The organism is Pseudomonas sp. SWRI68, from assembly GCF_014269165.1.
GTDB lineage: Bacteria > Pseudomonadota > Gammaproteobacteria > Pseudomonadales > Pseudomonadaceae > Aquipseudomonas > Aquipseudomonas capeferrum.
Genome location: NZ_JABWRU010000005.1, coordinates 97,692 through 118,758 on the forward strand (window position 1 = coordinate 97,692; position 21,067 = coordinate 118,758).

The window sequence follows — 21,067 nt, forward strand, 5'->3', positions numbered from 1 at the left end:
AGTGCCCGCTTTTTTGTCCGCAGCTACGAGGAAAGCCAAACCATGAATGCAGTGATCGCCGCAGTCGGCATCATGCTGATACTCAGCCTGTCGCGCGTGCACGTGGTCATCGCCCTGATCATCGGCGCGCTGGTCGGTGGCCTGGTCGGCGGGCTGGGCATCGAGGGGACGCTCAAGGCCTTCAATGGCGGCTTGGGCGGGGGCGCCACAGTGGCGTTGTCGTATGCGCTACTGGGTGCCTTTGCGGTAGCCATCGCCAAGTCCGGGCTGGCGCACGCCCTGGCTGACCGTGCCCTGGCCATGATCGATCGCCAGGGCCACGCCAATGGCGACAAAGTCAAGTGGCTGCTGATCGGTCTGATGCTGGTGGTGGCGGTGTCGTCGCAGAACATCCTGCCCATCCACATCGCCTTCATCCCGTTGCTGGTGCCGCCGCTGCTGTATGTGGTGACGCGTTTGCGCATCGACCGCCGGCTGATCGCCTGCGTCATCACCTTTGGCCTTATCACGCCGTACATGTTCCTGCCGGTGGGCTTTGGCAACATCTTCCTAAACGAAATTCTGCTGGCCAACGTCGCCCGGGCGGGGGTCGATGTGAGTGGCGTCAACGTCACCCATGCCATGGCTATTCCGGCTGCGGGCATGCTCGCCGGCCTATTGCTGGCGGTGTTGTGGAGTTACCGCAAGAAGCGCGATTACGACCTGGCGCGTATCGAGCAGGTCGAGCAGGTGAGCGTGCAATACAACCCGTTGACCCTGATGGTCGCGGGCCTGGCGATCGCCGCAGCGTTCATTGTTCAGCTGTGGCTGAACTCGATGATCATCGGCGCCATGGTCGGGTTCCTGATCTTCTCGCTGTCTGGCATCGTGCGCTGGAAAGACACCGACGACCTGTTCACCGAAGGCATGAAGATGATGGCCATGATCGGCTTCATCATGATTGCCGCCTCGGGCTTTGCCGATGTGATGAAGGCCACCGGCGAGGTCAACAGCCTGGTCCAGGCGTCAGCGCAGTGGATCGACCACAGCAAGGGCGTCGGCGCTTTGCTGATGCTGCTGGTGGGCCTGCTGGTGACCATGGGCATCGGCTCGTCGTTCTCCACCGTGCCCATCCTGGCGGCGATCTTCGTGCCACTGTGCGTGCAGCTGGGCTTCGACCCACTGGCCACGGTGTGTATTGTCGGCACCGCGGGGGCGTTGGGGGATGCTGGTTCGCCAGCGTCGGACTCGACCCTGGGGCCGACCTCGGGCCTGAATGTGGATGGCCAGCACCACCATATCTGGGACACCGTGGTGCCGACCTTCCTACATTACAACCTGCCGCTGTTGGCCTTCGGCTGGTTGGCGGCGATGACGCTGTAAGGCGTCAGCCCTTGCCGGGCGGCGGCGAAATGCGGTTGAGGACGGTGCTGCCGTCCTTGCTGCGGGTGAGGTACACCGGCAGTACCTTGGGCAGGTTGTTGACCAGGCGCCCGACTTCACGGGTGTTGTAGATGCCGCTGATGCGGATCCGGCCGGTGCTGGCATCAGCCAGCAGCAGCGGGGCGTCGAGGTAGCGGTTGATCACCGGCAACGCCTGCTCCAGGCTCAGGTTGTCGAGCACCAGCTTGCCACTGCGCCAGGCCAGGGTATTGCCGTAATCGTCGCTCTGCTCCAGTTGTGGCTCGAAATCACCTTTGTGATAGCTGGCCTGCATCCCAGGGCCGAGGCGGTAACCGCCCGCGCTGCCGTCACTGGTGACCAGCACCGAGCCTTCCACCAGCGTGACCTTGACCTGGTCCTGGTACTTCCACACGTTGAACTGGGTGCCGGTGACGCGGGTCTGGCCGCGGCCTGCGCGGACGATGAACGGGTGTGCACTGTCGTGCTGCACCTTGAAAAACGCCTCGCCGCGCTTGAGGGTGACCTGACGTTGGTCTTTGTAGTTGAGGTAGGTCAGCTCGGTGTTGAGGTTGAGTTCCACCGTGCTGCCGTCGCTCAGCTCCACCGTCTGCATGCGGTTGCTGGCTTCAAAGTGCTGGTAGTGGTTCGGCAGCCAGCCTTGTTCCCAGCCTAGCCAGCCGGCCAAGGGCAGCACCGCCAGGGCAATGGCCGCGGCCGAGGCCAGCGGGCGCCAGTTGCGTACCCGCGGTGCTTGGCGTGCAGGCGGGTTGAAATCGACCACGGTGGCGTTGCGTGGCAGCAGGTCGGCGGTTTGCCAGATCTCCAGCATCGCGTGGTATTCCTCGGCGTGCCGTGGGTCGGCCGCCAGCCAGCGGGCGAACGCCTCACGCTCGGCCGCAGTGCAATCTTCGGCGTGCAGGCGCATGCACCAATGCGCGGCGGCGTCGGTGATGGCATCGTCTGAGCTGGGATTGAGGCGGTCGTGGTTCATTGCGGCTCCGGGTTTTGCGCATTCTACCCTTGCTAAGGGGTCCCGAGAACCGAGGTAATGGCGAATGACTATCAGTTGTGACGGTTTTTCGTCGGATTTGCAATGGAATTTCAGCGTTTGAGAACCCTTCGCGGGCAATGCCAGGGGGCGCTGCGCACCCCCTGGGCCGATCAGAACTGCGCTTCTGTCATGCCATAAAGGCTGGCGCTGCCCGCCCGGATGCTTGCCTCCAGCCCAAGACTGCGCGGCAGGATGCGCTGAAAGAAGAACGCCGCACAGGCCAGCTTCGCTCCATGGAAAGCGGGGTCTTGTTCATGCTTGGCCTGCGCCACGGCTGCCATGCGCGCCCACATGTAGGCATAGGCGGTTAGGCCGAACAGGTGCAGGTACTCCACGGCCACGCTGCTGACCAGGTTGGCGTCTTCACTGGCCTGGGCCCGCAGCCACGCACTGGTCGCCTCCAGGCGCGCAACGCTGGCCTGTAGAGCTTCGCGATGCAGCGGCGCGGCAACGCTGAACGCGCGCACTTCGGCGGTGAAGCTGGCCAGGGCCTGGCCACCATCGGCCAGTACCTTGCGCCCGAGCAGGTCGAGGGCCTGGATGCCGTTGGTGCCTTCGTAGATCTGCGCGATGCGCACGTCGCGCACACGCTGTTCCTGGCCCCATTCGCGGATGTAGCCATGGCCCCCGTACACCTGCTGGCCGAGCACGCAGCTTTCCAGGCCATTGTCGGTGAAAAAGGCCTTGGCCACCGGCGTGAGTAGCGCCACCAGGCGTTGGGCATGTTCACGCTCGCCTGTGTCTTCGGCATAACGGGCCAGGTCCAGTTGTTGCCCCACGTAGGCCGCGAATGCCCGGCCGCCCTCGGTGAGGGTGCGCATGGTCAGCAGCATACGCCGCACATCGCCATGCTGGATGATCGGGTCGGCCACCTTGCCCCGTGCCTGCGGGCCGCTGGCGGCGCGGCTCTGCAGGCGTTCGCCGGCGTAGCGCGCAGCGCTCTGGTACGACGCTTCGGCGCAGCCGATACCCTGGATGCCGATGGACAACCGCTCGTAATTCATCATGGTGAACATGGCCGCCAGGCCCTTGTTCGCTTCGCCCACCAGGTAGCCCGTGGCGCCATCGAAGTTCATCACGCAGGTGGCCGAGGCCTTGATGCCCATTTTGTGCTCGACCGAGCCGCAATGCACGGCGTTGCGCCCACCCAGGCTGCCATCGGTATTGACCTGGTACTTGGGCACCAGGAACAACGAGATACCTTTGGCGCCAGTGGGGGCATCCGGCAGCTTGGCCAGCACCAGGTGGACGATATTCTCGGTCAGGTCCTGCTCGCCACCGGTGATGAAGATCTTGCTGCCCGTGATGCGATAACTGCCATCGGCTTGTGGCTCGGCGCGGGTGCGGATCAACCCCAGGTCGGTGCCGGCCTGGGGCTCGGTCAGGCACATGGTGCCGGCCCAGCGGCCTTCGTAGAGCGGTGGCAGGTAGGTGGCCTTGAGCGCCTCGCTGGCGTGGGCATCGATCGCCAGGCAACTGCCGGCGCTCAAGGCGGAATACAGGCTGAAGCTGCAATCGGCAGCGTAGAGCATCTCTTCGAACAGCACGCCAAGCATCTTCGGCATGCCCATGCCGCCATGCTCGGGGTTACCCCCCAAGCCGACCCAGCCGCCTTCCCGGTAGGTGCGCCAGGCTTCGCGGAAACCGTCCGGGGTGCTCACCCGGCCGGCCTCGAAGTGCACGCCTTGTTCGTCACCGTTGCGGCTGAGCGGGGCGATCAGTTGGCCGGTGACCTTGGCCGCTTCTTCGAGGATGGCATCGGCGGTGTCGGCGTCGATGCGCTCGGCCAGGGCGGGCAGGCGTGCCCACAGGGCAGGGGCGTTGAAAACGTCACGCAGGATAAAGCGCATGTCGCGCAGGGGGGCGATGTAGTCGGTCATCAGCGGCTCGGTAGGTGTAGAAGCAACGGGTGTGGTGCTGGCCTCGGCGGCGGATTGCCGACGACGAGGCCAATGAACGGTCAGAGGGCTTTGGCCCGGTCGCGCAGGAGGTACTTCTGGATCTTGCCGGTGGAGGTCTTCGGCAGTTCGCCGAAGATCACCGTCTTGGGCACCTTGAAGCCGGCCAGGTGCTCCCGGCACCAACTGCTGATGTCGGCTTCGCGGGTGTCTTCCCGGCCAGGCTTGAGGGCAACGAAGGCGCACGGCGTCTCGCCCCATTTCTCGTCGGGGCGTGCCACCACGGCGGCTTCAAGCACCGCCGGGTGCTTGTACAGGGCGTCCTCGACCTCGATGGTAGAGATGTTCTCGCCACCGGAGATGATGATGTCCTTGAGCCGATCCTTGATCTCGACATAGCCATCGGCGTGCCACACGGCCAGGTCCCCAGTATGGAACCAGCCACCGCGGAAGGCTTCGGCCGTGGCTTCGGGATTTTTCAGGTAGCCCTTCATCACTGTGTTGCCACGCATGAAGATCTCGCCCAGGGTGTTACCGTCACGCGGTACCGGCGCGAGGGTTTGCGGGTCGGCGACCATCAGGCCGTCGAGGGTCGGGTAGCGCACGCCCTGGCGCGACTTGATGCGCGCACGTTCCTCGAGCGGCAACCCGTCCCACGCTTCATGCCAGGCGCATACCGTCACTGGCCCGTATACCTCGGTCAGGCCGTAGGTGTGGGTCACCTGAATGCCCATTTCTTCCACTGCACCAATCACCTTGGCCGGTGGCGCGGCACCTGCGACCATCGCCTGCACCGGGTGCTCGATGGCAGCCTTGGCGGCCTCAGGCATGTTGACCAGGGCGTTGAGCACGATGGGTGCGCCGCACAGGTGCGTGACCCGGTGTTCGCGGATCAGGGTGAGGATCTTCTGCGGGTCGACCCGGCGCAGGAACACGTGGGTGCCTGCCAGGGCGGTGATGGTCCAGGGGTAGCACCAGCCGTTGCAGTGGAACATCGGCAGGGTCCACAGGTACACCGGGCGGTGGCCCATGGCCCAGGTCATCTGGTTGCCCAGGGCATTGAGGTAAGCGCCGCGATGGTGATAGACCACGCCCTTGGGGTTGCCGGTGGTGCCGGAGGTGTAGTTGAGCGAAATGGCCTGCCATTCGTCATCGGGCCATTCCCAGGCGAAGTCCGGGTCACCCTCGGCCAGCAGGGCCTCGTAATCCAGCTCGCTGACCGCGCGGCCTTCGCCGTACTCCGGGTCATCGACATCGACCACCAGGGGCGGGTGTTCGAGCAAGGCGAGGGCAGCTTCGATGACCGAGTGGAATTCGCGGTCGGTGATCAGCACCTTGGCCTCGCCGTGTTGCAGCATGAAGGCGATGGCCTCGGCGTCCAGGCGAACGTTGAGAGTGTTGAGCACTGCACCGGTCATGGGGATGCCGAAGTGCGCTTCGAGCATGGCCGGGGTGTTTGGCAGCATGACCGCTACCGTGTCGCCACGCCCGACGCCACGGCCGGCCAGTGCGCTGGCCAGGCGCCGGCAGCGCTGGTAGGTTTCCTGCCAGGTGCGGCGGATGGCGCCATGGATGACAGCCGGGTAGTTGCCATACACGGCTGCGGTGCGTTCGATGAAGCTCAGTGGGGTGAGGGCGACGTGGTTGACGGCAGCGGGCATCAGGCCCTGGGCATAGATCGACATGCGGTAATCCTGTTGGGGAGGCAGGCGCAGCCTGTGCGCTTGGCCCCCGGTGGCTGATTGTTAGCTCTGTTCAGGGTGTGGGAAGGCGTACGGTTGGCCGCAATTCCCCTGTCGCAGTTTTACGCGAGTCGCTATGGTAGATGGAATATCGACTATAGCAATATAGTAAAACTACTATAACAACGAGCCTCACATCGTGGACAAGACCCTCTCTCCCTTGCTCGCCAAAGACCCCCAGCCCAGCCTGCTGCTGGCCGCCGATGCCAGGCCGCTGGCCTGCAACCCGGCCTTGCAGGCCTGGGTTGATGAAGGCCCTGCGCTGGCCTGCTGGCTGCCGGCCAACTGCGCCGCACTGGTGCGCGCCTGCCTGCGACAGCACCGGGCAATTGCCGATGTGCAAGTAGAAGTGGGCGAGCGCATCGTGCTGTGGACGTTCATCCCCGACGACCAAGGCCAGCAGGTACTCGGCCGCTGCCGTGACGCCAGTGCCGAGCGCCAGGGAGCGCGTGAAGCCAGCCGCGCCCGGCGCCTGTACCGCTTGATCATCGAGAACACCACCGACCTGATTTCCCGGCACAGCCCCGATGGCCGTTTTCTTGATGCCTCACCGGCGGCGTTCCGCCTGTTGGGCCTGTGGCCCGAGCAACTGCGAGGCATGGCCGTACGGACCTTGCTGCACCCGCGCGAGCGCCGCCAGGTGCTGGCTCAGGCGGCCGCCGCCCTGGACCAGGACGGTTATCACACCATGACCTGCCGGGTGCGCCAGGCCGCTGGCGGCTACCGCTGGTTCGAGATCGCCAGCCGCGCCATCCGCGAAACCTATACCGGGGCCGTGGTGGAGATCGTCAGTGTCTCGCGTGACATCACCTTGCGCATCGAGGCCCAGGAGAACCTGGCGCACAGTGCCCGGCTCGCCACCCTCGGCGAGTTGGCCTCGGGCATCGCCCACGAGATCAATCAACCGTTGGCTGCGGTGGTCAACTATGCCAATGCCAGTCAGCGTTACCTGCAGGGCCTGGAGCGCGACCCGCAGGCACGCGTGCGGGTCGGGCAGGGGCTGCAACGCATCACTGAGCAGGCGACCCACGCCGCGCAAGTGATCCGCAGGCTACGGGTGTTTCTGCGTAAAGGGCCGCGGCGGCTACAGGCACTGGACATGCTGGATGTCGTCAACGAGGCCATGCGCCTGTGCGCCTGGGAGGCGGCGCGTGACCAGGTCAGCATCGAGCTGCGCGTGAGCGCGCAATTGCCGGCGGTGTATGCCGATCGGGTATTGCTTGAGCAGGTGCTGCTGAACCTGCTGCGCAACGCCATTGATGCCAACCGCGAGCAGCATGGCGAACGCCCGTCACGTATCCTCCTGGCCGCCGTGCGCGAGGGTGATGGGGTGTTGGTGGAGGTGGCCGACCAAGGACCAGGGGTTGCGGCCGAACGCCTGGAAGACATTTTTACCCCGTTCACCACCAGCAAGGCCGATGGCCTGGGGCTGGGCTTGAGCATGAGTCGCAGCCTTGTCGAAGGGTTTGGCGGCAGTGTGTGGGCACGTGCGGGCGAGCAGGGCGGTTTGGTAGTGTGCTGCCGCCTGGCGGTGAGCAGGGGCTAAGAGGAGGTCAGGGTGCAAGCGAAAGTGTATGTGGTCGACGACGACCAGGGCATGCGTGATTCCACGGTCTGGCTGTTGCAGTCGGTGGGGCTTGAGGCCCTGTCGTTTGCCAGTGGCCAGGCGTTTCTGGACGCGTGCCGGGATGATGGGCCCGCCTGTGTGCTGCTGGATGTGCGGATGCCGGGGCTGGGTGGGCTGGCGGTGCAGCAGCTGATGAGGGAGCGGGGCCTGGACTTACCGGTGATCTTCGTCAGCGGCCATGCCGATGTGCCGATCGTGGTGCGGGCATTCAAGGCCGGTGCCTGCGACTTCATCGAGAAGCCGTACAGTGACCAGTTGCTGCTCGACAGTGTGCAGGAAGCGCTTGAGCGCGCCGGCCGCGCGCGTCAGGGCAACCAGGCGCTGGCCCAGGTGCAGGCGCGCATCGATGGCCTGACACCGCGCGAGCGCGATGTGTTCGTGCCGCTGGCCCAAGGCCTGAGCAACCGCGAGATCGCCGTGCAGTTGGGGGTTAGCGTGAAGACCGTGGACTTGTACCGGGGGCGGGTGATGAAACGGCTGCAGGCCGGCAGCCTGGCCGAGCTGGTGGGCATGGCGATTGCCTGTGGCGCGGTGCCGGCGTTGGCGTAGCAGCGCAACCACATCAGCAAGTCATGAGCGTCAAATCATGAAGTTTTGCATAGCAGCCTAATCAAAGCTTTGACATTCACTGCCTAGGCAGTAACATTTCCACACAATTACCCACGGCAGATCCTATGGCGCATTTTTCTCCCGAGAATTTCCAGACCTGTGCCATTGGCATGCTGTTGGGCCGCGCGGCGATCCTCAAGGACCGCATTCTTGACTGGCACCTTGAATCCGAGGGCGTCACCGCCGCGCAGTTCAAAGTGTTGATCATCGTCACCCAGTACCAGGTCGACACCCCGGCCGAGCTGTGCCGCTACCTGGGCCTGGACAGTGGTTCGATGACCCGCATGCTCGATCGCCTCGAGCAGAAGGGCCTGATCGTACGCAACCGCTGCGCTGACGATCGCCGCCAGGTGCGCCTGGCCCTGACCGACGATGGCCAGCGCCTGGCTGATCGGCTGCCAGAGATCGGTGCGGCGGCGATGAACGAGTTGTGCGGCGTGCTGCAACCTGAAGAACTCAAGACCCTCGAGGGCTTGCTGGCCAAGGTGCTGCTCAGCGCTGGCGACCCTCTGACGATCCGCCGCTTCGGCGATCGTTGATCCCTGTTACGCATTTTCCAAGGTATTGTCATGGCTACTCCCACAGACACCACACCCCCCGCCGACGCGCCCGAGCCGTCGCGCAAACGCAAGGCCTGGCTGCTCGGCCTGCTGCTGCTGTTGATTGTTGGCGGCATCGGCGCCTGGGCCTGGTACTCCCTGGTCGGGCGTTGGCACGAGAGCACCGATGACGCCTACGTCAACGGCAACGTGGTAGAGATCACCCCGCTGGTGACCGGTACCGTCACCAGCATTGGTGCCGATGACGGCGACCTGGTCCATGCCGGCCAGGTGTTGCTGCAGTTCGACCCGGCCGACAGCGAGGTGGCGCTACAGTCCGCCGAAGCCAAGCTGGCGCGCACGGTGCGCCAGGTGCGCGGCCTGTACAGCAACGTGGATGCGCTTAAGGCCCAGTTGCAGACACGCCAGGCCGAGTTGCAGAAGGCCCAGGACAACTACAACCGGCGCAAGGTGCTGGCCGACAGCGGGGCGATTGCGGCGGAAGAAATCTCCCACGCTCGCGACGACCTGAGCGTCGCTCAGAGCGCCCTCACCAGCGCCCGCCAGCAGCTCAATACCAGCACCGCGCTGGTCGATGACACCGTGGTGTCCTCGCACCCCGAAGTCATGGCGGCTGCGGCCGACCTGCGCCAGGCCTACCTGGACAATGCCCGCACCACCTTGGTGGCGCCGGTGACCGGTTATATCGCCAAGCGCACCGTGCAGCTGGGGCAGCGCCTGCAACCTGGCACCGCGACCATGGCGGTGATCCCCCTGGACCAGGTGTGGATCGATGCCAACTTCAAGGAAACCCAGCTGCGCGACATGCGCATCGGTCAGCCGGTGGAAATCAGCGCCGACCTGTACGGCAGCGAGGTCAAGTACAGCGGCACGGTGGACAGCCTCGGTGCAGGTACGGGCAGCGCCTTCGCGCTGCTGCCGGCGCAAAATGCCACCGGCAACTGGATCAAGATCGTGCAACGGGTACCGGTGCGTATTCACTTGAGCCCTGATCAGCTCAAGGACCATCCGCTGCGTATCGGCCTGTCCACGGTGGTCGAGGTCGACCTGCATGACCAGAGCGGCCCGACCCTGGCCCAGCAACCGCCACAACAGGCCAGCTACACCACCCAGGTGTATGACCGCCAACTGGTCGAAGCCGACCACCTGATTGCCCGGCTGATTCACGACAACAGCGCATCCGGCAAGACGGCGCAGCGATGAGCAACCAGGCCGCCGCCCAGTTCACCCCGCCGAGCCTGTTGCTGACCACCATCGGCCTGTCGTTGGCGACGTTCATGCAGGTGCTCGACACCACCATCGCCAACGTGGCCTTGCCGACCATCTCCGGCAACCTGGGGGTGAGCTACGAGCAGGGCACATGGGTGATCACCTCGTTCGCGGTGAGCAACGCGATCGCCTTGCCGCTGACGGGCTGGCTGAGCCGGCGCTTTGGTGAGGTGAAGCTGTTCATCTGGGCCACGTTGCTGTTCGTGCTGGCATCGTTCCTGTGCGGGATCGCCCAGTCGATGCCGGAGCTGGTGGGCTTTCGTGTGCTGCAAGGGGTGGTGGCGGGGCCGTTGTACCCGATGACCCAGACCTTGCTGATTGCCGTGTACCCCCCGGCCAAGCGGGGCATGGCCCTGGCGCTGCTGGCGATGGTCACGGTGGTGGCGCCGATTGCCGGGCCGATACTGGGGGGCTGGATCACCGACAGTTACAGCTGGCCATGGATCTTCTTCATCAACGTCCCCATCGGCCTGTTCGCCGCCGCCGTGGTACGCCAACAGATGCGCACGCGGCCGGTGGTGACCAGCCGTCAGCCGATGGACTACATCGGCCTGCTGACGCTGATCGTCGGTGTCGGCGCGTTGCAGGTGGTGCTCGACAAAGGCAATGACCTGGACTGGTTCGAGTCGTCGTTCATCATCATCGGCAGCCTGATCTCGGTGGTGTTCCTGGCGGTGTTCGTGATCTGGGAACTGACCGACCGGCACCCGGTGGTGAACCTGCGGTTGTTCGTGCACCGCAACTTCCGGGTCGGCACCATCGTCTTGGTCGGGGGGTATGCGGGGTTCTTCGGTATCAACTTGATCCTGCCGCAGTGGCTGCAGACGCAGATGGGCTATACGGCTACCTGGGCGGGGCTGGCGGTGGCGCCCATCGGTCTGTTGCCGGTGATCATGTCGCCCTTTGTCGGCAAGTACGCGCACCGGTTCGACTTGCGCCTGTTGGCAGGGTTGGCGTTTCTGGCCATTGGCACCAGTTGCTTCATGCGTGCCGGGTTTACCAGTGAGGTGGACTTCCAGCATGTGGCGTTGGTGCAGTTGTTCATGGGGATTGGCGTTGCGCTGTTCTTCATGCCGACGTTGAGCATTCTGCTTTCGGACCTGCCGCCGCATCAGATTGCCGATGGCTCGGGGCTGGCGACGTTCCTGCGTACGCTGGGGGGGAGCTTTGCGGCGTCGTTGACGACCTGGATCTGGATTCGCCGGGCTGATCAGCATCATGCCTACTTGAGCGAGAACATCAGCCAGTTTGACCCGGCGACTCGGCATACGCTCGAGCAGCTTGGGGGGGCTAGCCCGCAGCATTATGCGCAGTTGGAGCAGATTCTGAATGCGCAGGCTTACATGATGTCGACGGTGGACTACTTCATGATGATGACGTGGGTGTTTGCTGGGTTGATCTTGTTGGTGTGGTTTGCGCGGCCGCCGTTTACGGCCAAGGCTGGGCCGGCTTCGGCTGGGCATTGATTGGTTGGTCGGTGATATTGGTCGGTGATACTAGTCGGTGATATTGATCGGTTGGTATTGATATCTGGCGGAGTCCATTTGCGAGGGTGACGCTTAGTCACCGTTCCGCTCTTACAGCGGGTCACTTTTTGGCAAACGCCCCAAAAAGTAACCAAAAAGGGCTGCGCTCCATCATACGGCCCCTACGCTGCGCTTCGGGGTTCCCTCGCTCCGGCGCCTTCCGGGCCCGCGCGGCCTACGGTTTGCTGCGCAAACCTACATCTCGCGCCTTCGGCTACGCCGAAGGGTGCTGCGCACCTGGCCCTCCAGACGCCTGCGCTCGGCCTCCTGAGTCGCTGAAGATCAAGATCAAGATCAAGATCAAGATCAAGAGCTGGATCAAGAGCCAGATCAAGAGCCAGATCAAGAGCGGGGGGGATAGCACGCTTTGCAGGGTTGATGTCATTCCCTTGAGTTGGCATTTCCCCTATTGTCGAAGCCCCACTTTCGAACACATTGGCAGACCCATGGAGAATGTCATCGTCATCACTGGCGCCAGTCGAGGTATCGGCGCCGCCACCGCGCTGCTGGCAGCACAGCAGGGTTATCGCATCTGCATCAACTATCACGCCGACGACCAGGCCGCCGAGCATATCCTCAGCCAGGTGCGGGCATTGGGCGCCGAGGCGATCGCCGTGCGCGCCGACGCCAGCGTCGAGGATGAGGTCATCCAGCTGTTTCAGCGCGTCGACCAGGAACTTGGTCCCGTCACTGCACTGGTCAACAATGCTGGCACCATTGGCCAGCAAAGCCGCGTCGAGGAGATGTCCGAGTTTCGCCTGCTCAAGGTGATGAAGACCAACGTCGTCGGCCCCATGCTCTGCGCCAAACATGCCCTGCTGCGCATGGCACGCCGGCATGGCGGGCAGGGCGGGGCTATCGTCAACGTCTCTTCGGTGGCCGCTCGCCTGGGCTCGCCCAACGAGTATGTCGACTACGCCGCCTCCAAGGGCGCACTGGACACCTTCACCCTTGGCTTGGCCAAGGAAGTGGCGGGGGACGGTGTGCGAGTCAATGGCGTGCGCCCAGGCTACATACACACTGGCTTCCATGCGCTTTCCGGCGACCCCGACCGCGTCGCCAAACTCGAACCCGGTTTGCCCATGGGCCGTGGTGGCCGGCCTGAAGAAGTCGCCGAGGCGATCATCTGGTTGCTCTCGGACAAAGCGTCCTATTCCACCGGCAGCTTCGTCGACCTGGGCGGCGGGCGCTGAGGGCTATCAGCCGTCCAGCAACTGGCCGACCTGCTCGGCCAGCGCCTCAAGGGTGAAGGGCTTGGTCAGCACACGCATGTCCGTGTCGAGGTCGCCTTGGCCAAGCGCCGTGCTCTCGTCGTAACCTGTGACGAACAGCACCTTGAGGCCGACGTAGCGTAGGCGCAGCCGGTCGGCCAACTGGCGCCCGTTGATGCCACCCGGCAAGCCCACGTCACTGACCAGCAGGTCAGGTGGCGGCTGGTTTTCCAGCCCGGCAAGCGCCATGGGGCCATCCTCGTACATCTCCACTTCATGGCCCAGGTCATGCAGCACTTCTGCAATGACCAGGCGCATCGCGCTTACATCCTCGACCACGACGATCCGCTTTGCGGCGCCGCTGCTCGGGCGCGCTGCCGGCGCCAGGGGCTTGAGCGCGGCAGGGGCAAATTGCGCGTGGTACCTCGGCAGGTACAGCAGCACCTGTGTGCCGTGCCCAAGCGTCGATGTGATTTTCAACTGCCCGCCGGATTGCCGCACAAAGCCGTAGGTCATCGACAAGCCCAGGCCTGTGCCGCGGCCCAGTGGTTTTGTGGTGAAGAAAGGGTCCACGGCGCGGCTGAGCGTGTCATCCGTCATGCCGCCACCCGTGTCCTCGACCCTCAGGCACAGATAGTCGCCAGGTACCAGTTCCAGCTCGCTGGCGTGGTCAAGCGTGAGCGAGGTATTGCACAGCGCGATACGGACCCGGCCCCCATTGGGCATGGCATCGCGGGCATTGATGCACAGGTTGAGCAGGGCACTCTCAAGCTGAGGAGGGTCGATACGTACCGCCCAGAGGGCGTCTTTGCACTGGTAGTCGATTGCGATGTGGGGGCCGGTGCTGCGGCTGATCAGGTCCAGCATGCCGCTGACCAACTCGGCGACATCCGTCGGGCGAGGTTGCAAGGTTTGCTGTCTCGAGAACGCCAGTAGCCGATGCACAAGCGCAGCTGCCCGTTGCGCAGCACCGTGGGCGCTGTCGAGCAGCGGGCTGATCGTTGCTTTGCGCGGGTCGGCTGCAAGCCTGTCTCTGGCCAGTTCCAGAGCGCCGAGGATGCCGCCGAGCAGGTTGTTGAAGTCGTGCGCGATGCCCCCCGTCAATTGCCCCACGGCTTCGACCTTTTGCGCCTGGCGCAACGCTTCCTCGGCCTTCTGGCTCTGCGCCACGGCCAGTTCCACGCGCTGTTCGAGCTCTGCGTTGAGGTGTTGCAGGGCGCTTTCAGCGCGCTTGCGTGCCGTCACGTCACGAAAGATGACCGCAACCTGATGATGGTGAGCAGGCTCAATACGGATTGCCGCAAGGCCCAGGCAGCGTTCGGTGGCCAGCAGCTCGTGCTCGAAATACAGGGGGTTGCCGGTGCGCTCCACCGTACCGAAATAGTCGAGCCAGACCTCGGCCTCGTCGGGGATCACTTCACGCAGGGTGCGGCCCACCACATCGGGCAGCCCGGCATGGCGGCAGTAAGCGGGGTTGGCCATCAAGTGCACGTAGTCGCTCAATGGCCCCAGAGGGCCGTCGATGAACTGGATGATGCAGAAGCCTTCTTCCATGTTCTCGAACAGGAATCGGTAACCTTCCGCCTCCTGAGTGCGCTCGTGCAACCGCGACAATTCGCTGCTCAACTCGGTGTTGCGTCGTTCGAGTTGATCAACCCGTTGGCGTAGAAAATTCAATTCATCGGTAGTGCTCAAGCGAGAGTCACTGGGCATCCTTTGCGCTCCATCGCTATCCGGTGGCCGTTAGTTAATCAGCCAGGTCGAAAGGTTTGGTCAGCACGCTGGAAGCCTCCAGTGGCTGACCGTTGCTGAGTACGGCGCTTTCATCGTACCCGTAATGAACAGTACTTTGCTGTGCGGGTGACGTACGCGGTATTGGGCAATGCCGCCACTCAAGTGGCCAACGGCCTCCATCTTCTGGGCATGACGCAATGCCTCCTCAGCCTTGAGCAGACGTTGTTGGGCCGTGACCCGTTCGCTGATGTCGTAGGCGAACAGGTAGGCGCCTTGAACAACGCCATCAGGGGCACGCAAGCAATTGAAGCACAGCTCGTAATGCCGCTGTGCAGCCCCATTGCCTAAATGCTGGGTCAAGGTGAACTGTTCGCCCGACAGCGCACGTTGCCACAAAGGCTTAACGCGTTTACGGCGAGGGCGAAAAGCCGCTCAACGCAAATGCGCGTCAACGCCCAGCAGGCGATCGATGCGCTGCGCAAGTGCCTTGAGCTCGAACGGCTTGCAAAGCACTTCGGTAGGGCCGGCAGGCAGACTGCTGGCCACGCTGCTGGTGATGTCATAACCGGTGATCAGTATCACCGGCGCCTCACTGGCAAGGCTTCGGTAGGCCCCGGCGAGTTGCTGCCCATCGATGCCGCCGGGCAGGCCGACATCGGTGATCAGCAAATCCGGCAACGGCCCCTCCCGCAATGCATTGAAGGCGCTAAGGCCGTCCTCGCAAACCTGGACCTCGTGCCCCAGTTCTTGCAGCACTTCGCTGAGCACCAGGCGCATGGTCGCCTGATCTTCAACCAGCATGATCCGATAAGGCCTGTGTTGCGGCTTTTCGAGGATCTCTTCGGGTGCCACACAGGGCGCTGGGGGGGTGATGCTTTCGTCTCGAGGCAGATACAGGTGAACGGTGGTGCCTTGGCCCGGCGTGCTGTCGATGCGTAACTGGCCGCCCGACTGGCGTACAAAGCCGTAGACCATCGACAACCCAAGGCCAGTACCCTGGCCCATGGGCTTGGTGGTGAAGAAGGGATCAAGCGCACGCTGCATAATGTCCTTGCTCATGCCTATGCCGGTGTCGTCCACGCGGATATGCAAGAACTGCCCCGACGGCAGGTCCATGCGGCTCGCCTGGTCTTTGTCGAGTTCGGTGTTTTCGCAACCAATGCGCAATGTGCCGCCCAGCGGCATGGCGTCGCGGGCGTTGATGCACAGGTTGAGCAGGGCATTTTCCAGCTGCTGAGGGTCGATGCAGATCGACCACAGTCCTGCCTGGGTCAGGTCCTGGAAGTCGATGTGCGAATCAATCGAGCTACGGATCAGGTCGTTCATGTCAGCCACCAGCAACTGCACGTCGACCGGTTGCGCCAACAGTGTCTGCTGGCGCGAAAATGCCAGCAGGCGTTGCACCAGCGAAGCCGCGCGCAATGCGTTGTGCTTGCCGACGTCGAGCATCCTGGCAGTGTCGAAGTAGCGCTGTTGGCCCAGGCGTTGCTCAGCCAGCTCCAGTGCGCCAAGCATGCTCCCCAGCAGGTTGTTGAAGTCATGGGCAATGCCGCCGGTCAACTGGCCGACCGCTTCCATTTTCTGCGATTGGCGCAGGGCTTCTTCGGTTTGGCGCAGGCGCCCCTGCTCGGCAACCCGTTCGGTGATGTCATAGGCGAACATGTAGCCACCCTGAATGCGCTGCTGCTCATCGCGCAGCGGGTTGTAGCGGATTTCGTAGTGGCGCAGGTCGTCAGGTGGCCCGAGGGAGATGGTATCGATGAACGCTTCGCCGGCCAGCAGGCGCGGCCATACCGGGGCCAACCGGCCCATGATGTCCGGTTGGTTGGCAAGGAACTGCGGAATGTAATCGCCGATCTGTGGCACAAAACCGCGCAAACGCTGGAAGGTTTCGCGGGCAGTGCGGTTGATTGCCACCAGGCGCATCTTTCGGTCGGCCGCAAACACGTTGGCCAGGCTGCTGTCGACCAGTTGACCGAGCAGTTTGTTGTTGGCCTGCGCGATGTCCTCGCGCTCGCTCAGCAGAGCTTCCAACTCTGCGACACGTGCCTGCAGCTGCTGGTAGGAGGGTTGAGTGACTGGCGGCATGCTGTTCGATCCGTTGAACAATTCGCATAAACTATAGTCGTGTCTCAATGCCCCCAGCCATCAAAATGAACGAATGATGCGCCCCAGGGTCTCCATTGCCCGTTCGGCACCGTCATGCCAAGGGCTGCCGTAGTTCAGGCGGATGCAATTGCCGAAGCGTCGGGTCGGCGAAAAGATCGGCCCCGGCGCAACGCTGATGCCTTGGGCCAAGGCCATGTGGAACAGCTTCAGTGCGTCCATCTGCTCTGGCAGTTCGAGCCACAGGAAGTAGCCGCCGGAGGGCTGGCTGACCCGCGTCTGTGCCGGAAAGTACCGGGAAATGGCTGCGAGCATGTTGGCTTGCTGGCCCTCCAGGGCGTAACGCAGCTTGCGCAGGTGGCGGTCATAGCCACCGTGCTGCAGGTAGTCGGCGATGGCTGCCTGGGCGGGCATCGAGGCGCACAGCGAGGTCATCAGCTTGAGCCGTTCGATCTTCTGGGCGAAGCGCCCGGCGGCCACCCAACCGATCCGGTAGCCGGGCGCCAGGCTCTTGGCGAACGAACCGCAGTGCATCACCAGGCCCTGCGTATCGAAGGCCTTGGCTGGCTTGGGCGCCTGTTGCGCGTAATACAGTTCGGCATAGACGTCGTCTTCAATCAGCGGCACCTGGTGGCGTGCCAGCAGCTCGACCAGCGCCTGCTTCTTGGCCTCCGGCATGCTCGCGCCCACCGGGTTCTGGAAGTTGGTCATGCACCATACGGCCTTGACCGGGTGCTTCTCCAGGGTCTGCGCCAGCACACTCAGGTCCATGCCCTCGCGCGGGTGAACGGGGATTTCCACCGCTTTGAGTTTCAGCCGTTCCAGCACCTGCAGGCAGGCATAGAAGGCCGGTGCTTCGATCGCCACCAGGTCGCCGGGTTCGGTCACGGCCTGCAGGCACAGGTTGAGGGCTTCGAGTGCGCCGTTGGTGATCAACAGCTCTTCCATCGGCAGCATGAGCCCGCCGACCATGTAGCGCAGGGCAATCTGCCGGCGCAGCTGGGGGTTGCCAGGGGACAGGTCGGTGACCACCATGCGCGGGTCCATTGCGCGGCTGGCGCTGGCCAGCGAGCGCGACAAGCGCTGCAGTGGGAACAGTTCGGGGCTTGGGAACGCCGAGCCGAACGGCACGGTGTTGGGGTCCTTGATCGAGTCGAGGATGGAGAAGACCAACGCGCTGACGTCGACATCGGTGGACTCGCTGACCGGCTGCAACGCCTGCGGCTCACTGAACTGGCGCGGTGCATGGGCGTTGACGAAATACCCCGAGCGCGGCCGGGCGCGGATCAGCCCGCGCCGCTCAAGCAGGTAATAGGCCTGGAACACCGTGGACGGACTGACCCCGTGAGTCTGGCTGGCATAGCGTACCGAGGGTACGCGCTGGCCGGGGCCCAGCACACCCGAGCGGATCAGTTCGGCAATGTCGTCGGCGAATCGTTCGTAGCGTTTCATTCTGGCCTTCTGTCGAAGCCTGGCAGGCAAGGTAGACAAACAGTTTAAGGGATCAGCGGTTGATCGGCGCGACGAAGCGGCTTTGGGCAACACTGCGTACAGCAGGTTCGTCGCTGTCCTGCACCTCGAAACTCAAGGTCTGCGAGCTGCTGGTGGGGCGCTCGGCGAGCATCGCCACCGAGACAGGCAGTTCGCTCATTTCGCCGGCCGGTATGATGAACTCGGTCTTGCCCTGCAGGGTGAAGCCGTCGGCGTCCAGCAACCGCAGGTGATAGCGCTGGGTGCTTTCGGTCTTGTTGATGACTTTGAGCAGGTAGATGTTCTCGATCTGGCCCAGGGCGTTTTCGCGGAACAGGCCACGGTCCTTGATCACGTCCAGCGACACCATCGGGCGCCACTGCAAGGCAAGCACCAGTGCGCCGACCATCACCACCAGCGCGGCGGCATAGCCCAGCAGGCGCGGCCGCAGCCAGTGGGTGGTGCCGCCCTGCAGGCTGTGTTCGGACTTGTAACCGATCAGGCCGCGGGCGTAACCCATCTTGTCCATGACCCCGTCGCAGGCATCGATGCAGGCCGCGCAACCGATACAGGCCATTTGCAGGCCGTCGCGGATATCGATGCCGGTGGGGCAGACTTGCACGCACATCGTGCAGTCGATGCAGTCGCCCAGGCCTTGGGCTTGGGCGTCGCTGCTTTTCTTGCGCGGGCCACGGGTTTCGCCCCGACGCGGGTCGTAGGCTACCGCCAGGGTGTCTTTGTCGAACATCACGCTCTGAAAACGGGCATACGGGCACATGTGCAGGCAGACCGCTTCGCGCAACAGACCGGCATTGATGTAGGTGGCGGCGGTGAAGAACAGCACCCAGAACAGCGCGACGCCACCCAGTTGCAGGGTGAACAGCTCCGCCGCCAGGGGCTTGATCGGGGTGAAGTAGCCAACGAATGTCAGGCCGGTGAGCAGGCCGATGGCCAGCCACAACCCGTGCTTCAGTGAGCGGCGGGCCAGCTTCTCCAGGCCCCACGGGGCTGCGGCGAGCTTGATGCGTTGGTTGCGGTCGCCTTCGCTGATCTTTTCACACCACATGAACAGCCAGGTCCAGGTGCTTTGCGGGCAACTGTAACCGCACCACACACGGCCGGCGTAGACAGTGATGGCGAACAGGCCGAAGGCGCAGATGATCAACAGCGCCGACAGCAGGATGAAGTCCTGCGGCCAGAAGGTGGCGCCAAAGATATGGAACTTGCTGCTGCTCAAGTCCCACAGCACGGCCTGGCGGCCGTTCCAGTCGAGCCAGACGGTGCCGAAAAACAGGAGAAACAACAGCCCGGCGAAGCCGATGCGCAGGTTGCGGTACAGCCCGGTGAAACTGCGGGTGTGAATGCCGCTGTCGACATGGCGTTTGGCGGCGGTGACTACGGGCGCGGCAATCTCGGTAAATTGAATTCTATCGTTCATGGCTCGGTGCTCATCAGGCCTCGATCAGGCATGAGCACTATGGCCCCCGAGCTGTTATCAGCACAGGCTCAGGTTTTGCGATAAAAACCGTATCAGATGCGCAGCTGAAGGCCGCCAGGCCTCATATTACCGAGCCTGGCACGCTTGTCTTCAGATGCCTGCGGCTATCCACCGCACCCGCCACGGTCAGGGCATCGGCCTCTGCCTCGGTGATTGGTACGCGTTGCCCGGCGAGTAGCGCCACCGACATGCGCAGCTGTTCGTCGGTGATGATTTCGATGGCTGGGCCATCGCCTTCCAGATGCACATCCTCGCCGATGAGGGTGCAGCGGCGGGTGCTTTCGTCGATTTCAACCGGCATGGGAACATCCTCTTGGTGGCGGTTACAGCTTGTGACCGCAGCACATGGCAGGTTGCTGCATCGTTCCGCCGGGCGGGCGGCATCGCACTTGTCAGCGCGCAGTGGGTCAACCCTCAGAAGGGCCGCACGCCAAGCCGGTCGAGGAGCATCACTATGAACCCCTGGTGGCACCCCATCTGGCAGGCCATACAAGCCGAGTTCGCCGACATCACCGACGAGCGCGAAGTGACCCAGGTCCTCGTGCGCCTGCTGATGGCCGCGCTGCTCGGTGCGGTACTGGGTTTCGAGCGCGAGCACAAAGGCAAGTCTGCCGGCGTGCGCACGCACATGCTGGTCTCGCTTGGCGCTGCACTGTTTGTGTTGTCACCGAGCATGGCCGGCGCTGACGAGCAGGCGCTGAGCCGGGTGATCCAGGGCATTGTCGCCGGTATCGGCTTTCTGGGCGCGGGGACCATTCTCAAGGGTAACGGCCAGGACACCAGCCATGTGAAAGGGCTGACTACCGCTGCCGGGTTGTGGATGACCGCCGCCATCGGCACGGCTGCCGGCATGGGGCGTGAGGCCACGGCATTGATCAGCACGGTGCTGGCCTTGCTGGTGCTGGGCACGATGCCTTTGCTGGTGGAGAAGGTCGAGAATGTGGATGAGGCGAAGCAGGAGGAAGAGGAGGAGCGCAGGAAGCACTGAGGGGAGCCTAAGCTCCCCTCAAAGTGATGTTGCCTGCTCTTTTTTATTATTGAAGACTGGCCTTTTGTTGTTTTTGTAAGCCTGTCTTTGTGTTGCGAGCGACCCCCATGCGGGGTCAAGAGCAAACGTATTTTTTTGAGCGCTGACCTGCTTTCACCATGTCTGGTCCGGTGCTGACTGCTGCTACCTTGAGGTAGTTTTATTGTTCTGTGTCAGACCGCGGGGCGTACCCCTGAAAAGCGTGCCTACTCCAAAAAAATCTGCTTGCTACGCCTCTGCCGTGTTGTTCTTGTTATGTCAGAGCCGTTACCTGTTGTTTTTATTGAGTGCGTCGTTTTTCTTGTTCTTGTACCAAAGATATAGCAGGGCCCGTGCCAACTTTTGCAAACCCTTTA

The 21,067-nt window shown here is 63.4% G+C and carries 16 protein-coding genes and 1 pseudogene; 8 read left to right on the forward strand and 9 right to left on the reverse strand.

The features are described from left to right. Positions 1 to 42: 42 nt before the first annotated feature. Positions 43 to 1,362 carry a Na+/H+ antiporter family protein gene (locus tag HU770_RS10055; protein ID WP_186660418.1) on the forward strand — a complete coding sequence of 440 codons (1,320 nt, stop codon included), beginning with the start codon at positions 43 to 45 and terminating at the stop codon, positions 1,360 to 1,362. A 4-nt stretch (positions 1,363 to 1,366) separates the two neighbouring features. Here the strand turns inward: HU770_RS10055 and HU770_RS10060 are convergent, their stop codons facing one another. From HU770_RS10060 to HU770_RS10070, 3 genes are all read right to left on the reverse strand, one after another. After that, a complete protein-coding gene (locus tag HU770_RS10060; protein ID WP_047583763.1) occupies positions 1,367 to 2,374 on the reverse strand; it encodes a FecR family protein in 1,008 nt (335 codons plus the stop codon). A gap of 170 nt (positions 2,375 to 2,544) precedes the next feature. Continuing rightward, a complete protein-coding gene (locus HU770_RS10065; protein WP_186663581.1) occupies positions 2,545 to 4,314 on the reverse strand; it encodes an acyl-CoA dehydrogenase C-terminal domain-containing protein in 1,770 nt (589 codons plus the stop codon). Between the two features lie 80 nt (positions 4,315 to 4,394). Further along, entirely contained in the window at positions 4,395 to 6,017 is a 1,623-nt protein-coding gene (locus HU770_RS10070) for an acyl-CoA synthetase (protein WP_033697445.1), read from the reverse strand. Positions 6,018 to 6,213: 196 nt separating this feature from the next. Here HU770_RS10070 and HU770_RS10075 point away from each other — a divergent pair, with 196 nt between their 5' ends. The 6 genes from HU770_RS10075 to HU770_RS10100 all read left to right on the forward strand — a co-directional run bounded on the left by HU770_RS10075 (position 6,214) and on the right by HU770_RS10100 (position 12,858). After that, positions 6,214 to 7,620: an ATP-binding protein gene (locus HU770_RS10075; protein WP_186660411.1), complete on the forward strand. Its 1,407-nt coding sequence runs from the start codon at positions 6,214 to 6,216 to the stop codon at positions 7,618 to 7,620. 12 nt (positions 7,621 to 7,632) lie between these two features. Then, positions 7,633 to 8,250: a response regulator gene (locus HU770_RS10080; RefSeq protein WP_033697449.1), complete on the forward strand. Its 618-nt coding sequence runs from the start codon at positions 7,633 to 7,635 to the stop codon at positions 8,248 to 8,250. Between the two features lie 125 nt (positions 8,251 to 8,375). Beyond that, positions 8,376 to 8,849: a MarR family transcriptional regulator gene (locus HU770_RS10085; protein ID WP_033697451.1), complete on the forward strand. Its 474-nt coding sequence runs from the start codon at positions 8,376 to 8,378 to the stop codon at positions 8,847 to 8,849. Between the two features lie 30 nt (positions 8,850 to 8,879). Next, positions 8,880 to 10,073 carry an HlyD family efflux transporter periplasmic adaptor subunit gene (locus tag HU770_RS10090; RefSeq protein WP_186663582.1) on the forward strand — a complete coding sequence of 398 codons (1,194 nt, stop codon included), beginning with the start codon at positions 8,880 to 8,882 and terminating at the stop codon, positions 10,071 to 10,073. After that, positions 10,070 to 11,605: a DHA2 family efflux MFS transporter permease subunit gene (locus HU770_RS10095; protein WP_186660406.1), complete on the forward strand. Its 1,536-nt coding sequence runs from the start codon at positions 10,070 to 10,072 to the stop codon at positions 11,603 to 11,605. Before HU770_RS10090 ends, HU770_RS10095 begins: the two co-directional genes overlap by 4 nt. Before the next feature lie 506 nt (positions 11,606 to 12,111). Then, complete coding sequence (locus HU770_RS10100) at positions 12,112 to 12,858, forward strand: SDR family oxidoreductase (RefSeq protein WP_186663583.1); 747 nt, start codon at positions 12,112 to 12,114, stop codon at positions 12,856 to 12,858. 6 nt (positions 12,859 to 12,864) lie between these two features. Here the strand turns inward: HU770_RS10100 and HU770_RS10105 are convergent, their stop codons facing one another. The 6 genes and pseudogenes from HU770_RS10105 to HU770_RS10130 all read right to left on the reverse strand — a co-directional run bounded on the left by HU770_RS10105 (position 12,865) and on the right by HU770_RS10130 (position 19,985). Continuing rightward, complete coding sequence (locus HU770_RS10105; RefSeq protein WP_186663584.1) at positions 12,865 to 14,589, reverse strand: ATP-binding protein; 1,725 nt, start codon at positions 14,587 to 14,589, stop codon at positions 12,865 to 12,867. A gap of 165 nt (positions 14,590 to 14,754) precedes the next feature. Further along, a pseudogene (locus HU770_RS10110) lies at positions 14,755 to 15,015 on the reverse strand (PAS domain-containing protein); the annotation flags it as partial. Positions 15,016 to 15,042: 27 nt separating this feature from the next. After that, positions 15,043 to 16,698, reverse strand: coding sequence for a PAS domain-containing sensor histidine kinase (locus HU770_RS10115; protein ID WP_186663585.1), 1,656 nt, complete (start codon positions 16,696 to 16,698; stop codon positions 15,043 to 15,045). Positions 16,699 to 16,758: 60 nt separating this feature from the next. Beyond that, positions 16,759 to 18,168 carry a GntR family transcriptional regulator MpaR gene (gene mapR, locus HU770_RS10120; protein ID WP_033697460.1) on the reverse strand — a complete coding sequence of 470 codons (1,410 nt, stop codon included), beginning with the start codon at positions 18,166 to 18,168 and terminating at the stop codon, positions 16,759 to 16,761. 52 nt (positions 18,169 to 18,220) lie between these two features. Next, on the reverse strand, positions 18,221 to 19,624 hold the full coding sequence (gene ccoG / locus HU770_RS10125) for a cytochrome c oxidase accessory protein CcoG (protein WP_186663586.1): 1,404 nt from the start codon (positions 19,622 to 19,624) through the stop codon (positions 18,221 to 18,223). Positions 19,625 to 19,745: 121 nt separating this feature from the next. Further along, entirely contained in the window at positions 19,746 to 19,985 is a 240-nt protein-coding gene (locus HU770_RS10130; RefSeq protein ID WP_186660391.1) for a DUF3203 family protein, read from the reverse strand. Between the two features lie 153 nt (positions 19,986 to 20,138). Between HU770_RS10130 and HU770_RS10135 the strand changes: the two genes are divergently transcribed. Further along, positions 20,139 to 20,672, forward strand: coding sequence for an MgtC/SapB family protein (locus HU770_RS10135; RefSeq protein WP_186660389.1), 534 nt, complete (start codon positions 20,139 to 20,141; stop codon positions 20,670 to 20,672). The last annotated feature ends 395 nt before the right edge of the window (positions 20,673 to 21,067 follow it).

What these genes read in the sequence shown, in the direction of transcription:
- HU770_RS10130 (WP_186660391.1), bottom strand. Translation starts at nt 19,985, where the DNA reads ATGCCGGTTGAAATCGACGAAAGCACCCGCCGCTGCACCCTCATCGGC.
- HU770_RS10085 (WP_033697451.1), top strand. Translation starts at nt 8,376, where the DNA reads ATGGCGCATTTTTCTCCCGAGAATTTCCAGACCTGTGCCATTGGCATG.
- ccoG (WP_186663586.1), bottom strand. Translation starts at nt 19,624, where the DNA reads ATGAACGATAGAATTCAATTTACCGAGATTGCCGCGCCCGTAGTCACC.
- HU770_RS10060 (WP_047583763.1), bottom strand. Translation starts at nt 2,374, where the DNA reads ATGAACCACGACCGCCTCAATCCCAGCTCAGACGATGCCATCACCGAC.
- HU770_RS10090 (WP_186663582.1), top strand. Translation starts at nt 8,880, where the DNA reads ATGGCTACTCCCACAGACACCACACCCCCCGCCGACGCGCCCGAGCCG.
- HU770_RS10135 (WP_186660389.1), top strand. Translation starts at nt 20,139, where the DNA reads ATGAACCCCTGGTGGCACCCCATCTGGCAGGCCATACAAGCCGAGTTC.
- mapR (WP_033697460.1), bottom strand. Translation starts at nt 18,168, where the DNA reads ATGAAACGCTACGAACGATTCGCCGACGACATTGCCGAACTGATCCGC.
- HU770_RS10105 (WP_186663584.1), bottom strand. Translation starts at nt 14,589, where the DNA reads ATGCCCAGTGACTCTCGCTTGAGCACTACCGATGAATTGAATTTTCTA.
- HU770_RS10055 (WP_186660418.1), top strand. Translation starts at nt 43, where the DNA reads ATGAATGCAGTGATCGCCGCAGTCGGCATCATGCTGATACTCAGCCTG.
- HU770_RS10095 (WP_186660406.1), top strand. Translation starts at nt 10,070, where the DNA reads ATGAGCAACCAGGCCGCCGCCCAGTTCACCCCGCCGAGCCTGTTGCTG.
- HU770_RS10065 (WP_186663581.1), bottom strand. Translation starts at nt 4,314, where the DNA reads ATGACCGACTACATCGCCCCCCTGCGCGACATGCGCTTTATCCTGCGT.
- HU770_RS10070 (WP_033697445.1), bottom strand. Translation starts at nt 6,017, where the DNA reads ATGTCGATCTATGCCCAGGGCCTGATGCCCGCTGCCGTCAACCACGTC.
- HU770_RS10115 (WP_186663585.1), bottom strand. Translation starts at nt 16,698, where the DNA reads ATGCCGCCAGTCACTCAACCCTCCTACCAGCAGCTGCAGGCACGTGTC.
- HU770_RS10100 (WP_186663583.1), top strand. Translation starts at nt 12,112, where the DNA reads ATGGAGAATGTCATCGTCATCACTGGCGCCAGTCGAGGTATCGGCGCC.